Genomic DNA, 14618 nt, shown 5'->3' on the forward strand with positions numbered 1-14618 from the left:
GCCCGGATGCTATCAACTGCAACCACCCGCGTCACGTTGCCGCGACGCGGGTGGTCATGTCCTGGCGGAATGGCCGGATTGCGGCACGGCGCCGATCCGGCCGGTGGGCGTGCCGTCAGCGGTTGGTCAACAGGTCGGCGATTTCGGCTTCGGCCAGCAGCCAGTGATCCATCTCGCGCCCGTTCGGGCGGCCCTCGCGCTCCCAGATCTCATAGGCGCGCTCCTGCACCATGCGGTTCTTCTGTCCGTGAAGCAGTCCCTCGGCGATGTGCATGTTGATGCGCGACAGCGACACCAGCTTGCTGGCCTCGATGGAACCCCGGGTCGCTCCCATGGTGGTGACGGTGACGTACTGCGCGAGGTTGCGCAGGTTCGCCTTGACCTCGGATTCCAGCGTGTTCTCTTCGTTCTGCAGAACCGTCTTGATGGCGACCCAGAGACGCAGATTGTGGTCGAGGGCGTGATTCGCCTTTTCCGGCGTGTCGGCTTCCACGAGCAGGCTGGCGGCGTGCAGCAGCGCGACCGCGTCCTGTTCGATGGCCGCGAAGTTGGTGTTCAGGACGATTTCCGCCCCGGTGTCGGTGGCGAGCGCTTCGGCCGCTTCAGGCGACGGAGCGGCTTCGACGGTCTTTGCGGTGGCGGTCTTGCGCTTGGCCATGTTCGAATCCCCGGCGTTGGTCCCCGAGGCCAATAGAACCAGCCGTCATTAACAACTGGTTAAGGCGAGTATTTCCAACCCTTTTTCGCAGCCTTCGCGACAGAAAAGACGCCAAGTGATTCGCGGTTGTCCCTGTTGCGCTGCAAAAGAACGGACGGACTGTCAGCGTCCGGTAAAGGCTCCGAACGGCATGCGGTAATAGAATCCGAACACATTGTTGGCCGGTGCGGCGGCGTCCGCGGCGGGGCCGCTGGTGTCGATGCGGCTGTAGCCCAAGCTGAAGCGCGCCTTGTTCTCGAACTGGTAGCCGAGTTCGAGCTGGGAGCGGAACTCGACCACGCTGCCCGACCCCGTCGGATCGCGCGGGGTGACCGGCAAGGTCCCGGCGCCGACGCTGGGTGTAAAGACGAAGGAGGATCCCCCCAGCGGAACGTCGATCAGGATGCCTCCCATGCCGTGCAGGCTGCCGTCCGGCGCGCTCGGGCCGAGCGACACCCAGGGGCGCACTTCCGCATAGCCTTCGAGCTTTGGCAGAAGGGAGGAGCCGATGCGGATCTTGTTGTGCAGGTCGGACACCTTGGTGTCCGGCGTCTCCCCCATGCTGTAGGCGAGGCCGCCGATCTTCCAGTTGCCGATCCGGTCGTCCGGCATCGACAAGGTCTGCGCGCCCGCGGACGCGGAGAGCGCGAGGCCCGCCACGGCAACCACCAGACAGAGGCACGAGGTCCCATGACGCACGGCGGCCTGCTCCCGATCGATCGTTGACCGTCCTACTCCGGCTGTTCCAGCCTACCGCGTCCGATCCCGTCGCGGTTGTGGCATTACGCGTTGCTCCGCACCCCCGCACAAGCGAGTAACGGTGCTACTCCCAGATGTCGTGTGCGCCACCCCCCGCGTCAATGGTGGGAGGGCTGCCCTGTTTGCGAGAGCCTGGGCGGTTGACGGGGCTCATCGGGAAGCGCGGGGGCGTGCTAGACTTGTGCTAGACTGCGGTCATGCAGCACGCCGCTTCCGATCCGGCACAGGACCCGACGCAGATGGCGATCGCCTTCCTCGCCGATCCGGCGAGCCATGGCGGGGCGGCGGTGGAGCGTGTCGAAACCCACGCCGCCATCGTTTTCCTGGCGGGTGAGCGGGCCTACAAGCTGAAGCGCGCGGTCCGCTATCCCTATCTCGACTATTCGACGGCCGACCGGCGCCGCGCGGCCTGCCTGGAGGAACTGCGGCTGAACCGGCGAACCGCGCCATCGCTTTATCTCGGCCTGGAGTCGGTGGTGCGGCGGACGGACGGCGCGCTCGCCTTCGGCGGCGAGGACGCGGCGGGGGGGACGGCGCTGGACTGGCTGGTCGCGATGCGCCGCTTTCCACAAGACGCCCTGCTGGACCGCGTGGCGGAGCGGGGCGGTCTGGACGACGTGTTGATTCGCGATCTGGCCGACGCGGTCACCGCCTTTCACAAGGCCGCGGACCCGCGCCCCGATGGCGGCGGGGCCGTGGCGATGCGGGAGGTGGTGGACGGCAACATCGCCGAGCTGCGCGCCAACCCGTCCCTGTTTCCCCCGGAGCGCGTCGAATCGCTGGCCGACAGCTCGGCGGAGGCGTTGGATCGCCTGGTCCCGCTGCTGGAGGAGCGGAGACGGCGCGGCTTTGTCCGGCATTGCCATGGCGACCTGCATCTGCGGAACATCGTTATTCTTGAAGGAAAGCCGGTTCCATTCGACGGCATTGAGTTCGACGAGCGGTTGGCGGTCATCGATGTCGCCTACGACCTCGCCTTTCTGCTGATGGATTTGGAACGGCGGCGGCTTCGTCCCCTTGCCAACGCCTTCCTCAACCGCAGTCTGGACGCAACGGAGGACTATGGCGCGTTGGCGCTGCTGCCCCTGTTCCTGTCGGCGCGGGCGGCCATCCGCGCCAAGATCGCCGCGACGACGGCGGCGCTCCGCCACGGCGAGGACGTGGAGCGACGGTCGCAGGGGGAGGCGCTGGCCTATCTGGAGCAAGCCGTCGCGGCGCTGGAACCGCCGCCGCCGCGGCTGGTCGCCATCGGCGGCCTGTCCGGCACCGGCAAGACCCAGTTGGCCCGCGCCCTGGCGCCGTCGCTGGGCGCGGCGCCGGGCGCGGTGGTCCTGCGCTCCGACGCGTTGCGCAAGCGACTGTTCGGGGTCGGGGAGACGGAGCGGCTCCCCGCCGACGCCTACACGCCGGCGGTGACCGGGCGGGTCTATGCCGGGCTGCTGGAGCGGGCGCGGATCGTGCTCGCCGCCGGCCACGCCGTGGTGCTGGACGCCGTCCATGCCCGCCCGGAGGAGAGGAGCGCCGTCGCCCGTCTTGCGGAGGAGGCGGGCGTGCGATTCGACGGGGTTTGGCTGGACGCGCCCTTGGACACGCGGATCGCCCGGATCACCGCCCGCCGCGGCGATGCCTCCGACGCCACGGCGGAGGTGGCCGAGCGGCAGGACGTCTATGATCTGGGCCCGCTTGAGTGGCTGCGTGCGAATGCTGGCAGGGATGCGGGGGAAACGCTTGCGGCCGTGCTGGAGCGACTGGTGTAATTCCAGGTGGAACGGGCGCCGCCGGTTCCCCATGGTCTAATATACGGGCGGCGCGGCGCTGGAAACGGTGCATCCAGCCGTCGTTCCGACAGGCACCGTCCATAAGATGGGCCGGCGGAAACGGCCCGGGGGGAGATCATGTCACTCAAGACGATCCTTGTGCCGCTGGCCGGCCTCGACGGCGACACGGTGGCTTTGAACGCGGCGCTGACGATCGCGCGCGAATTCGACGCCCATATCGATGCCCTGTTCGTATCGCTGGACCCGCGCGACGCCGTGCCCATGCTGGGCGAGGGCATGTCCGGCGCGATGGTCGAGGAAATCATGCGCGCCGCCGAAGGGGAGTCGAAGACCCACCTCCACACCGCCCGCCGCACCTTCGACGACGTCGTCCGCGCCGCAGGAATCGAACTGCGCGACATCCCGACCGGCGTCGAGGCGCCGACCGCCCAATGGCGGGAGGAGACGGGCCGCGTCGAGGAGGTGGTGCCCCGCGAAGGGCGGCTGGCCGACCTGCTTGTCTTCGCTCACACTACCCTGGACAGCAACACCCAGGCTTACGCCACGGTGGAAAGCGCCCTGCTGGGTGCGGCGCGTCCGCTGCTGCTGGCGCCCGCCACGCTGCCGGACGAGATCGGGCGCACGGTGGCGCTCGCCTGGAACGGCAGCCCCGAATCGGTGCGCGCCCTGACCGGGGCGATGCCCTTCCTGACCGGTGCCGACACCGTCCATGTCCTGACCGCCGAGACGTCAAACACCCAGGCTGCGGCAGGGCGTCGCATTGCCCAATATCTCGCTTGGCATGGTGTTAACGTTCAGGTAACCATATTGAAGCCGGGATCGGAACCCGTCGGCCAAGCCATCATCAACAAGGCCGCGGAACTTGGGTCCGACCTCCTCGTGATGGGGGGCTACGGACACAGCCGGATGCGGGAAATGATCCTGGGTGGCGTGACCCGCTATGTCCTGAATCACGCCGGACTGCCCGTGCTGATGGCCCACTGATCGAGGGGCTCTTTCCAACAGGCCGGGCTTCTGCGATCCGACGCGCGGCGCCGCAACGACGGGGCCCTCCACGCCGATGGTTTTCAACCACAAGGGCCACCCGGACTCCGGTCCGGGCAAGGCCCGGCAATCGGGAAGGGAACGCGCCATGTTGACGATCGACGATTGCATCGCGCTCAGCGATCTGACCGAAGCGGAAATCGACGCCATCGCGGAGCATGAGCATCTGCCGGAAATCCTGGCGGTGGAACTGGGCTGCTGCCTTGCCCATGACGCCGAAGGGATCCGCCGGATCGCCCGCATCATCCGCGAGGACATCGACCGGGCCCGCAGCCATGGGCAGACCGTCCACGCCCGCCAACTGACCGTGGTCCTGGACGGCTTCATGCACCAGCACCCGGCCCTGTAGCCGAACTCGCAATAGAAGCCGACAACAAGAGACGGCGACGGGAAGGAAATGCCCCACACGCACCGAGGCGGCGCTTCTGGCCGTGACGGTGCTTCTGGGGGTGGGGAGGTGCGGAACAACCGGCCCCCCGTTCGGTTGGCATTGGCGGGATCGCGTCGGGAGACGGCGGGGAGCGTGCTCGGCGCGCTCCCCCAACCGTTGGGCCACAGCGACGCGCTGTCTTGTTCCGCCGCCAGAAAAGGACGAACGCCCATGCCCTTAAAGACGATCCGCCTCGAACTGGCCCGTACCGCCGACCATCCGGAAGGCAGCGCGGAGCATGGCTATGAGTTCCACGCCCCGTTGACCGCGGACGGCCATCTGGACCTGGAGGAATGGCGCGGCCACAAGGCAGCCTGCACGGTCCGCCGCTTCTGGCGCGGGGAGGACGAGCAGACCGGCCATCTGATCCATCGGGGCAAGGGATGGCTGTTCGATTACGACGCCGACGACAGCGACGACGACGAACCGATCTTCCGCTTCGATCGTCATACTCTGGTCGAGGGGGAGTACATTTCCATCACCGAGCATGATGGACAGCAGCGCCCCTTCCGCGTCGTGTCCGTCCGCTGAACGCCGGCCGGTTCCGCGGCGGTCCCTCTGGCCGGGACCCGCCGCCCGACTCCGCCCGCTCAGGCGGCCAGCCGATCCTCGCGGTCACGCAAATTGCGTCCGACCTGTTCAAGAAGCTGTCGCAGCGTCTCGGCGGTCATACCATCCCGATTCATCAGGGCGACGATGATGGGCTCGTCCAGGATTTCCGACAGGGTCGGAGCCGTCAATTGGTCCATGTTACCCTCCCTGTGCATTCGGGCCGGCCTTGTGGCGGCGTGGTTCTATTGTACTTCAGATACGGTATTTCGCAACAATGCTGCATCGCGAAATATTCTATCGCGGTTTGCGCAAGGGTAGAAAACCGCTGAGTGTTCATGCCTGAACACCGAACCGATGCCTATATCGGCAAAAGTGTTACCGCGATGGTGGAGGTGGACGGGTTCACTGCTCCGCGTCGCGGTTCCGTGTGATCGTGACACCGGCCCCGGCCGTGTCGGGAAGCAGGGACGGCAGTTCCACATCGACGCGCACATGGCGGACCTTCGGCTGGGCCATGCAAAACGCCGCGGTGCGGTCGGCCAGATAATCGGGGCCGGACACCGTTTCCTCGGCGCACAGCCGGCGCAGATCCTCCACGATGTCCTCGTAGGACATGACCGCGGTTATGTCGTCGGGAAAGCCCTGGCCGGGGTGACTGACCTTCAACTCCAAACTGATAAAGACGGTGTGGCGTCCGGAGTGCCCGGCGAGCGACACGGTGGCGGTGAAATCACGCAGCAGGATGGTGTAAGTCGCCGCGGCGCCGGGGGAATTGGAGCCGGTGTGTCGGGAAACGGGATCGTTGGCCAAAAAAGACATCTCCTGGCGGGCGGTGGCCCTGGTCGATGCCCCGGTCCGGGGCGGCCGCCTCGTCGCTGCGCCGCGCCCACTATAGCGCAGGCGCCAGCCCTCTCGGCAAGGTCAGACCATCAAAACGCCAAACCATCAGCACACTCAGACCGCCACAGACAGGTCCATTGCGGTGCGGACCACGGTGTCGCGCCCTGACACGGTGGCCAGAAGATCGTCGAAGCTGCGCGCGATGGCCGGGTGCTGGAGGCCGCCCGCGATGTCGGCCAGCGGGGCCAGGACGAAGGCGCGCTCCGCGATGCGGGGATGGGGAATCTCCAGTTCCGGCGCGTACATCACCAGTTCGCCGTAGAGCAGGATGTCGATGTCGATGGGGCGCGGCCCGAAGCGAAGTCCGCCTTCCAGATCGCGACCCATCTCCGCCTCGATGTCCTTGACATGGCGAAGAAGCTCCCACGGACCGAGAGCCGTCTGCGCGCGCAAAACCATGTTCAGGAAGGACGGCTGGTCGGTCACATACATCGGGGCGGTCTCATAGACGGGCGACGCCAGAGTGATGCGGACCTGCGGAGCGAGCCGCCGCTGCGCCGCCGCCAGATTGGCGGCGCGGTCGCCAAGATTGCTGCCGAGCGCAAGGTAGACCGTGGTCATCGCGGAACCGTCGCTAGTCGAAACCAAACCCACGTCAGTCATACCATGATCCTCCGTTCCATCAACCGTCAAAGCGTCGGACGGCGCCGCCGTCACATCCGAAACCTGCCTTTCGTCCGGTGGAAAGGGCCGATATGGAGCACGCTCCGGTTTAGGTAGCCGGCTTTCTCCGGGAACCGCAAGCGGCGGACGGGGTTGTGCCAGTCGTGCGACGCTGCATCGGGGGGAATGGTCATGGCGGTTCGGCATATCGGGACGGCGACGCTTCTGGGGCTGGCCGGTGCGCTCCTGGCCTCCTGCGCCACGGGGCCGGACCCGGAGATCGCCCGGCGCGCCCAGACCGAACTGGTCGGCATGCCGAAGGAGCGGCTGCTCGCCTGCGCCGGGGTTCCGGCGCGGCAGGCCCAGGCCGGCGGACGGGAATATTACACCTATGTCTCCGATCCTGGCGTTGCGGTCAGCCCGCTCGGTGGCAGCAGCATCGGCGTTGGCGGCTTCGGCGGGGGCGGTTCCAGCGGCGTCGGCGTCGGGCTGGGATTCGGGCTTCCGATCGGTTCCTCATCCCCCGGCATGTGCGAGGCCACCTTCGTCCTGGGGCCGGGCGGGGTGGTGGAGCAGGTGTCCTACCCAGGCAACGCCTCGCTGTCCGCCTGCACGCCGATCGTCCAGAATTGCGTGCCGCCCGCCCCGCGTTGAACTGTTCCGCGCCGCACCGTCCCATTCTGGCTGAAAGGGGGACTGTCGCCGGTTGCGGCCTTGCCGTATCGTCCGGCTATGGCTTGGCTGTAAAAATGCATGGGAGGACCACGTCATGGACATGAGCGGCAGCCAGCGCATCACGGCACCGCGCGACAAGGTTTGGGCGGCGCTGAACGATCCGGACATCCTGCGCCAGTGCATTCCCGGCTGCGAGGAGGTGCAGAAGACCTCCGACACGGAATTCACCGCGAAGGTGGTCGCCAAGGTCGGTCCGGTCAGCGCCAAATTCTCCGGCAAGGTGACGCTGTCGGAACTCGACCCGCCCAACGGCTACACCATCACCGGCGAAGGCTCCGGCGGGGCCGCCGGTTTCGGCAAGGGCGGCGCCAAGGTCTCGCTGGAACCCGACGGCGAGGCGGCGACGATCCTGTCCTACACCGCGCACGCCACGGTCGGTGGCAAGCTGGCGCAGATCGGGTCCCGTCTGGTGGACGCCACGGCGCGCAAGATGGCCGACGATTTCTTCAACCGCTTCACGGTTGTGGTCGGAGGACCGCAGCCTGCGGCGACGAGTGCGGCCGCTCCACAACCGATAACGCCCGCCGTGGCCGCCCCCGCCCCGGAGATCCCCATTCCGCTTCCCGCCGCCCGGGGCCGTGGAGGCTTTTATGTGCCTTGGGCGGCGCTGGTCGTGGTGGCCGTACTTGTCCTTCTTCTGGCATGGATGAAATAACCCGTATTTGGTGTTTGTGCTGTGGGCGCGACACGTTGGGGGGTTGGCCTTAACCACAGAATGTGTATGCTGCGCCCGAACCTGCCGGCACCAGAACGCCGGCCTCATCCGGAAGGGGGAATCTGACCAATGAACAAGCATATCCTGGGCGCCGCCCTGATCGCCGGCATTGCCATGGGCGCGGGCGCCGCGCAGGCCGCTGACGCCGCCGCCGGTAAGGACGTCTTCAAGCAGTGCATGGCCTGCCACACCGCCGAGCAGGGCAAGAACAAGGTCGGCCCGTCGCTGTTCGGCGTCGTGGGCCGCCCGGCCGCCTCGATCGACGGCTTCAAGTATTCCAAGCCGATGCAGGAGAAGGCCGCCGGCGGTCTGACCTGGACCCCGGACAACCTGAAGGCCTACATCACCGCCCCGAAGGAAGTCGTTCCGGGTGGCACGATGGCCTTCGCCGGCATCAAGGACGCCGGCAAGGTGGACGATCTGGTCGCCTTCCTGGCCGAGCAGAAGTAAAGACGCCCGCGTTTCGGCGCGGGGGAGGGATGGGCCGGAGGGGAAACCCTCCGGCCCGTTTCCATTTCACTCAGCCCGCGGCCTCCAGGCTCTTGCTGGCCACTTCGAAGACGTCCGGCGACAGGCCCGGCGTTGCGACGATGCGCTCCAGTTCGGCCTTCATCAGGGCGCGTCGCGTCGCGTCGTAGCGGCGCAGGCGCGAGAAGGGGCCGACCATGCGCGCCGCCACCTGCGGGTTCATCGGGTCGAGCCTCAGGACCTGATCGGCCAGGAAGCGATAGCCCGCCCCGCTGGTGTCGTGGAAGCGCACCGGATTGCCGCCCGCGAATCCGCCGATCAGGGCGTAGACCTTGTTCGGGTTGCGGATCTCGAAGGCGGGGTGTGCGAGCAGCGCCGTCACCCGCTCCAGGGCGTCGGGCCGGTGCGAGGTCGCCTGCACGCCGAACCACTTGTCCACGACCAGCGCCTCACCCTTCCAGCGCTCGTAGAACGCGGCGATGGCCTCGTCCCGCTCCGGTGCGCTGGAGTTGCTGAGGAACTGGAGCGCCGCCATCACGTCGGTCATCGCCTGGGCGCCGCGATACTGGCCGAGGCAGAGGCCGAGCGCTTCCTCGTCCTCCAGTGCCATCAGGTAGGCGAGGCACAGATTTTTCAGCGCCCGACGGCCGATGGCCGCGGCGTTGACCGAGAAGGGCTCATTGCCCGCGTTGCGGCGGTAGGTGTCCAGCCAGCCGGGCCGCAGCGCCTCGGCCAGCCGCTGGCGGGCGAACTCGCGCACGGCGTGGATGGCGTCGGGGTCGATCACCTCCATCTGCGTGCCGAGGTAGCTCTCGGTCGGCAGCACCAGGGCCTGCGCGGCGAAGGCCGGATCCTGGTCGGCGTCCTTCAGGACGGCACCCACCGCGTCGACGAAGCTCTGGGGCAGAGCCAGCTCCCGCCCGGCCTGCCGGTCGGCGACCAGGGAAAGCAGCAGGCGGGTGGCGAGCGTCTGCCCGGCCTCCCAGCGGTTGAAGGCGTCGCTGTCGTTGGCCATCAGGAAGGTCAGGTCGCCGTCCGTCAGGTCGGCCCGCAGCTTCACCGGGGCGGAGAAGCCGCGCAGCAGCGACGGCACCGGGCGGGCCGGCACGTCGACGAACGTGAAGGTCTGCTCGGTTTCTGTGATGTGCAGGGTGCGGCTGGTGCCGGCGGGTTCCGCCTCGCCCGTCAGGCGCAGCGGCAGGTCCGCCCCGTTCGGACCGAGCAGCCCCATGACCAGCGGGATGTGCATCGGCTCCTTCACCGGCTGGCCGGGAGTGGGCGGCACGGTCTGCCGGACGGTCAGCCGGTAGGTCTTGGCCGCCTCGTCATAGGCGCCGGTGACGTCCAGTTCCGGCGTGCCGGCCTGACGGTACCAGCGCTTGAACTGGGTCAGGTCCACGCCGGTGGCGTCGGACATCGCCGCGGCGAAGTCGTCGCAGGTCACCGCCTGCCCGTCGTGGCGCTGGAAATACAGGTCCATGCCCTTGCGGAAGCCCTGCGGCCCCAGCAGGGTGTGGTACATGCGGATGACTTCCGACCCCTTGTCGTAGACGGTGGGGGTGTAGAAGTTGTTGATTTCCACATAGCTGTCCGGGCGCACCGGGTGCGCCATGGCGCCGGAATCCTCGGGGAACTGCACGGTGCGCAGGCGCTGCACGTCGGCGATGCGCTTGACCGCCCGCGAGTTCATATCGCTGGAGAACTCCTGGTCGCGGAAGACGGTCAGCCCTTCCTTCAGCGACAGCTGGAACCAGTCGCGGCAGGTGACGCGGTTGCCGGTCCAGTTGTGGAAATACTCGTGCGCCACCACCGCCTCGATGCCCAGGAAGTCCTGGTCGGTGGCGGTCTCCGGCTTCGCCAGGATGTATTTGGTGTTGAAGACGTTGAGGGACTTGTTCTCCATCGCCCCCATGTTGAAGTCCCCGACCGCGACGATGTTGAAGATGTCGAGGTCGTACTCCAGACCGAACACCTCCTCGTCCCAGCGCATCGACTTGATGAGCGAGCGCATGGCGTGGTCGACCTTGTCCTCGTTCCCCGGCTCGACATAGATGCGCAGGGTGACGTCGCGGCCGGACGCGGTGCGGAAGTGGTCCTCCTGGTGCACCAGCGTGCCGGCGACCAGGGCGAACAGGTAGCATGGCTTGGGGAAGGGGTCTTCCCACACCGCGCGGTGGCGCCCGTCGGGCAGGTCGCCGGCTTCCATGAGATTGCCGTTGGACAGCAGCACCGGGTAGCGCGCCTTGTCCGCGGTGATCGTGGTGGTGTAGCGGGCCATCACGTCGGGCCGGTCGGCGAAATAGGTGATCTTGCGGAAGCCCTCCGCCTCGCACTGCGTGCAGAAGTTGCCGGAGGACTTGTAGAGTCCCTCCAGCGCGGTGTTCTCCTGCGGCTTGATGCGAACGACGGATTCCAGCGTGAAGGTCTCCGGCACGCTGTGGACGGTCAGATGGTCCGGCGTGACGGTGTAGTCGGCATCGCCCAGCGGCTGGCCGTTGAGCGCCACGGACACCAGTTCCAACCGCTGCCCGTCCAGCGTCAGCGGCAGCGCCGCCGCGTCGTCGCGCGCCGGGTTGCGCCGCAACCCGAGCTGCGCGCGGACCGTAGTCACCTCCTCGCCGAGGTCGAAGAACAGATCGACCGTGTCGATCAGATGCGCGGGCGGGCGGTAATCCTGGAGGCGGATGGCCTTGGGCGTGCCTTTGTCCATGGGGCTTTTCTCTAACCTTGTTTTGGTCGTGTCGGCGTCGCGGGGACGGACTCTAGCATGGAGAGTGGGGACGGGAAGGGGCGTTGGACAGGGGCGCCATTCCCGGCGGGACGATGATTGCCGTTCGCTGTTCGCAGTCATGGGGCTTGACGGCGGAGCGAGAGGTCATGAGCTATTGGCGCTTTTCGGCGATGATCGCGGTCTCGACGGTCGTGATGTTCGGGCTGATGTATTTGAACACCTATGCCCTCGACCATGTGTTCTACAGCCAGACGCGGACCTGGATGGCCGTGGTGATGGGGGCCACGATGGCGATCATCATGATCGCCTTCATGTGGACCATGTACAGGAACACCGCCACCAACATCGCTATTGTCGCAGCGGGAGTCGTGGTGTTCGCCGGGGCGCTGTGGCTGGTGCGCAGCCAGGAGACCGTGGACGACGTGTCCTACATGAAGGCGATGATCCCGCACCATTCCATCGCGATCATGACCAGCGAGCGCGCCCACATTCGCGACCCGCGGGTACGCGAACTGGCGGATCGCATCATCGAGGCGCAGGTGCGCGAAATCGGTGAGATGAAAGCGCTGATCGCCGATCTGGAGCGCAATCCCACACCGGATGCGGCGCCTGATCTGCTGTCCTATCGGGAACGGGGAGCGCCTGCGCCCGCCAAGGAATAGGCGCCCTCCTTCCGTGTCCGCTCAGACGTGGAAGCTCTCGCCGCAGCCGCAGCGGCCTTTCTCGTTCGGGTTCTTGAAGACGAAGCCGGTCTGGAACTTGTCGTCGACGTAGTCCATCTCGCTGCCGATCAGGAACATCACGGCGGCGGGATCGATCAGGACGGTGACGCCTTTGTCCTCCACCACCTCGTCGAACTTCATCTTTTCCTTGGCGTACTGCACGTCGTAGCTGAGGCCGGAGCAGCCCTTCGCCTTCACGCCGATGCGCAGGCCGATGTAGTCGTCCGTCGCCTTCGCCATCAGCATCCGCACGCGCTCCGCGGCGGCGTCGGTGATGGAAAGGGCCTTGGGGAGAGAAGCCGTAGAAGCCGTGGCCATGGGGATCTTCGCCTCCTTAAAACATGTCCAGTTGGACCCGCGCGACCTCGGACATCATGTCCTGGCGCCAGGGCGGTTCCCAAACCAGTTCCACCTTGCATGTGGTGACGTCCTCGACGGACTCAACCGCCTGCTGCACCTGCATCGGCAGTTCGCCGGCCACCGGGCACATGGGGCTGGTCAGGGTCATGTCGATCTCGACCTCGTTGTTCGGGCCGATGTCGACGCGGTAGATCAGGCCGAGCTCCCAGATGTCCACGGGGATTTCCGGGTCGTAGCAGCTCTTCAGCGCCGAGATCACCGCCTCGCTCAGCGCGGCGCGCGGGTCGTAGGCGGCCTTGGCCGCGGCCATGTCCGCTTCGGTCTGGTTCATCGGCCTGGCCTCCGCGGCGTCGGCTTCCTTGGAGATCGCGTCATCGGGCATCGCGTTTCACCGTTTCCTGCAACTTACTCGCTGCTCGCCTTGTCCTCGCCTTCGATGGCCGCGTTCATCGCGTGCCAGGCGAGGGTGGCGCATTTCACGCGCACCGGGAACTGACGGACGCCGGACAGCACCATCAGCCGTTCCATGGCGTCCTCGTCCACCGGACCGTGGTCGCCGTGTTCGTGGTCGTCCTTGGTGCAGAGGTCGTGGAAGGTCTCGAACAGGGCCTTGGCCTCCGCCTCGGTCTTGCCCTTGACCACCTCGGTCATCATGGACGCGCTGGCGGTGGAGATGGCGCAGCCGCGGCCCTGGAAGGCCACGTCCTCCACCACCCCGTCCTTCAGCTTCAGATAGACCATGAAGCGGTCGCCGCACATGGGGTTCTCGCCCTTGGCCTCCCGGTTGGCATCGTCGGGATGCCGGAAGTTCCGGGGGTTCTTGCCGTGGTCCAGGATCACTTCCTGGTACAGCTCGCGCAGTTCGTCCATCATGCTCCGAAGAACTCCTTCACCGCGATCACCGATTCGACCAGAGCGTCGGCTTCCGCCCGCGTGTTGTAAAGGGCGAAGCTGGCCCGCGCCGTGGCGCCGACCCCGAAACGCTCCATCAGCGGCTCCGCGCAGTGGCGGCCGACGCGGACGGCCACGCCGTACTGGTCCACGATGGTGCCGAGGTCGTGCGGGTGCACGCCCTCCAGCGTGAAGGAGATGATCGGACCCTTGCCCGGCGCGGTGCCGTAAATGCGCAGGCCGTCGATCTGGGAGAGCTGCTGCGTGGCGTACTGGAGCAGGTCGTGCTCGTGCGCCGCGATGGCCTCGCGGCCCAGCGTCTCCATGTAGTCCAGCGCCACGCCCAGCCCGATGACCTCGGTGATCGCCGGCGTGCCGGCCTCGAAGCGGGCCGGCGGGGCCTTGAAGGTGGTGCCCTCGAAGCTGACGCTCTCGATCATGTCGCCGCCGCCCTGATAAGGGGGCATCTTCTTCAGCAGGTCGTACTTGCCGTACAGCACGCCGGTCCCGGTCGGGCCGTAGAGCTTGTGGCCGGTCATGATGTAGAAGTCGGCGTCGATGTCCTGGACGTCCACCACGCCGTGCACCGCGGCCTGGCTGCCGTCGAACAGCACCGGCACGCCGCGCTCGTGCGCCATGCGGGCGATGATCTTGGCCGGAGTCACCGTGCCCAGCACGTTGGAGCAGTGGGTCATCGCCACCAGCTTCGTGCGGTCGGACAGCAGGTCCTCGTAGGCGTTCAGGTCCAGCACCCCGTGCTCGTCCACCGGGACGACCTTGATGCGGATGCCCTTGTCCATCTGGAGGAGCTGCCACGGCACGATGTTGGCGTGGTGCTCCATGACCGAGACGATGATCTCGTCGCCTTCCGACAGGAAGGACCGCCCATAGCTGTGGGCGACGAGGTTGACGGCCTCGGTCGCGCTGCGGGTGAAGACGATGTTGCGCTCCGACGGGGCGTTCAGGAAGCGGGCAACCTTGCGGCGGGCCTCCTCGAACTGGTCGGTCGCGGTCTGCGACAGGAAATGGACGCCCCGGTGGATGTTGGAATAATCCTCCTCCAGGAAGCGGGTCATGGCGTCGATGACCTGCCGCGGCTTCTGCGCGGAGGCGGCGCTGTCCAGATAGACGAGCGGCTTGCCGGGCTTGCCCTTCCGCTCGTGCACGCTGCGCGACAGGATGGGGAAGTCGGCGCGGACGCGCTCCACGTCGAAGGCGGGGGCGAGGGTGGGG

The 14618-nt window shown here is 67.0% G+C and carries 18 protein-coding genes; 8 read left to right on the plus strand and 10 right to left on the minus strand.

The genetic code is table 11. The features are described from left to right. Positions 1–115: 115 nt before the first annotated feature. Together GBZ26_RS17900 and GBZ26_RS17905 are read right to left on the minus strand one after the other, a co-directional pair. Positions 116–658, minus strand: coding sequence for a DUF2934 domain-containing protein (locus GBZ26_RS17900; protein ID WP_174439999.1), 543 nt, complete (start codon positions 656–658; stop codon positions 116–118). A gap of 162 nt (positions 659–820) precedes the next feature. Further along, a complete protein-coding gene (locus GBZ26_RS17905; protein WP_343207273.1) occupies positions 821–1396 on the minus strand; it encodes an acyloxyacyl hydrolase in 576 nt (191 codons plus the stop codon). A 257-nt stretch (positions 1397–1653) separates the two neighbouring features. Between GBZ26_RS17905 and GBZ26_RS17910 the strand changes: the two genes are divergently transcribed. The 4 genes from GBZ26_RS17910 to GBZ26_RS17925 all read left to right on the plus strand — a co-directional run bounded on the left by GBZ26_RS17910 (position 1654) and on the right by GBZ26_RS17925 (position 5239). Continuing rightward, complete coding sequence (locus tag GBZ26_RS17910; RefSeq protein ID WP_174440000.1) at positions 1654–3213, plus strand: bifunctional aminoglycoside phosphotransferase/ATP-binding protein; 1560 nt, start codon at positions 1654–1656, stop codon at positions 3211–3213. Between the two features lie 138 nt (positions 3214–3351). After that, positions 3352–4218: a universal stress protein gene (locus tag GBZ26_RS17915; protein WP_174440001.1), complete on the plus strand. Its 867-nt coding sequence runs from the start codon at positions 3352–3354 to the stop codon at positions 4216–4218. Between the two features lie 148 nt (positions 4219–4366). Continuing rightward, complete coding sequence (locus tag GBZ26_RS17920; RefSeq protein WP_174440002.1) at positions 4367–4627, plus strand: hypothetical protein; 261 nt, start codon at positions 4367–4369, stop codon at positions 4625–4627. A gap of 252 nt (positions 4628–4879) precedes the next feature. Then, a complete protein-coding gene (locus tag GBZ26_RS17925; protein WP_174440003.1) occupies positions 4880–5239 on the plus strand; it encodes a hypothetical protein in 360 nt (119 codons plus the stop codon). A gap of 59 nt (positions 5240–5298) precedes the next feature. Here GBZ26_RS17925 and GBZ26_RS17930 read toward each other — a convergent pair whose 3' ends face one another. The 3 genes from GBZ26_RS17930 to folK form a co-directional block, all read right to left on the minus strand. Beyond that, positions 5299–5457 carry a hypothetical protein gene (locus GBZ26_RS17930; RefSeq protein ID WP_174440004.1) on the minus strand — a complete coding sequence of 53 codons (159 nt, stop codon included), beginning with the start codon at positions 5455–5457 and terminating at the stop codon, positions 5299–5301. Positions 5458–5662: 205 nt separating this feature from the next. Next, positions 5663–6070 (minus strand): dihydroneopterin aldolase, encoded by a 408-nt coding sequence (locus GBZ26_RS17935; protein ID WP_246653902.1) that lies wholly within the window; start codon positions 6068–6070, stop codon positions 5663–5665. Positions 6071–6214: 144 nt separating this feature from the next. Further along, positions 6215–6721 carry a 2-amino-4-hydroxy-6-hydroxymethyldihydropteridine diphosphokinase gene (gene folK / locus GBZ26_RS17940; RefSeq protein ID WP_174440006.1) on the minus strand — a complete coding sequence of 169 codons (507 nt, stop codon included), beginning with the start codon at positions 6719–6721 and terminating at the stop codon, positions 6215–6217. Positions 6722–6955: 234 nt separating this feature from the next. Here folK and GBZ26_RS17945 point away from each other — a divergent pair, with 234 nt between their 5' ends. The 3 genes from GBZ26_RS17945 to GBZ26_RS17955 all read left to right on the plus strand — a co-directional run bounded on the left by GBZ26_RS17945 (position 6956) and on the right by GBZ26_RS17955 (position 8663). Continuing rightward, complete coding sequence (locus GBZ26_RS17945) at positions 6956–7417, plus strand: hypothetical protein (RefSeq protein ID WP_174440007.1); 462 nt, start codon at positions 6956–6958, stop codon at positions 7415–7417. A gap of 115 nt (positions 7418–7532) precedes the next feature. Further along, positions 7533–8153 carry an SRPBCC family protein gene (locus GBZ26_RS17950; protein ID WP_174440008.1) on the plus strand — a complete coding sequence of 207 codons (621 nt, stop codon included), beginning with the start codon at positions 7533–7535 and terminating at the stop codon, positions 8151–8153. A 129-nt stretch (positions 8154–8282) separates the two neighbouring features. Continuing rightward, positions 8283–8663, plus strand: a complete 381-nt coding sequence (locus tag GBZ26_RS17955) for a c-type cytochrome (protein ID WP_014197150.1) — start codon at positions 8283–8285, stop codon at positions 8661–8663. A 70-nt stretch (positions 8664–8733) separates the two neighbouring features. Here the strand turns inward: GBZ26_RS17955 and pepN are convergent, their stop codons facing one another. After that, positions 8734–11391: an aminopeptidase N gene (gene pepN, locus GBZ26_RS17960; protein ID WP_174440009.1), complete on the minus strand. Its 2658-nt coding sequence runs from the start codon at positions 11389–11391 to the stop codon at positions 8734–8736. A 167-nt stretch (positions 11392–11558) separates the two neighbouring features. On the opposite strand from pepN, the gene GBZ26_RS17965 reads away from it, so the two are divergent. Next, positions 11559–12074, plus strand: coding sequence for a DUF305 domain-containing protein (locus GBZ26_RS17965; RefSeq protein WP_174440010.1), 516 nt, complete (start codon positions 11559–11561; stop codon positions 12072–12074). Between the two features lie 21 nt (positions 12075–12095). Here GBZ26_RS17965 and GBZ26_RS17970 read toward each other — a convergent pair whose 3' ends face one another. From GBZ26_RS17970 to GBZ26_RS17985, 4 genes are all read right to left on the minus strand, one after another. Continuing rightward, on the minus strand, positions 12096–12452 hold the full coding sequence (locus GBZ26_RS17970; RefSeq protein WP_014197143.1) for a HesB/IscA family protein: 357 nt from the start codon (positions 12450–12452) through the stop codon (positions 12096–12098). Positions 12453–12468: 16 nt separating this feature from the next. After that, the gene (locus GBZ26_RS17975) at positions 12469–12876 is read right to left on the minus strand and encodes an iron-sulfur cluster assembly protein (RefSeq protein ID WP_137141036.1); all 408 of its coding nucleotides are present in this window, start codon (positions 12874–12876) and stop codon (positions 12469–12471) included. A gap of 23 nt (positions 12877–12899) precedes the next feature. Beyond that, positions 12900–13367 carry a Fe-S cluster assembly sulfur transfer protein SufU gene (sufU, locus tag GBZ26_RS17980; protein ID WP_109069516.1) on the minus strand — a complete coding sequence of 156 codons (468 nt, stop codon included), beginning with the start codon at positions 13365–13367 and terminating at the stop codon, positions 12900–12902. Beyond that, on the minus strand, positions 13364–14618 hold a 1255-nt coding region (locus GBZ26_RS17985; RefSeq protein ID WP_211104814.1), incomplete at its 5' end, for a cysteine desulfurase. The genes sufU and GBZ26_RS17985, both read right to left, overlap by 4 nt.

The organism is Azospirillum formosense (genome assembly GCF_013340925.1).
GTDB lineage: Bacteria > Pseudomonadota > Alphaproteobacteria > Azospirillales > Azospirillaceae > Azospirillum > Azospirillum formosense.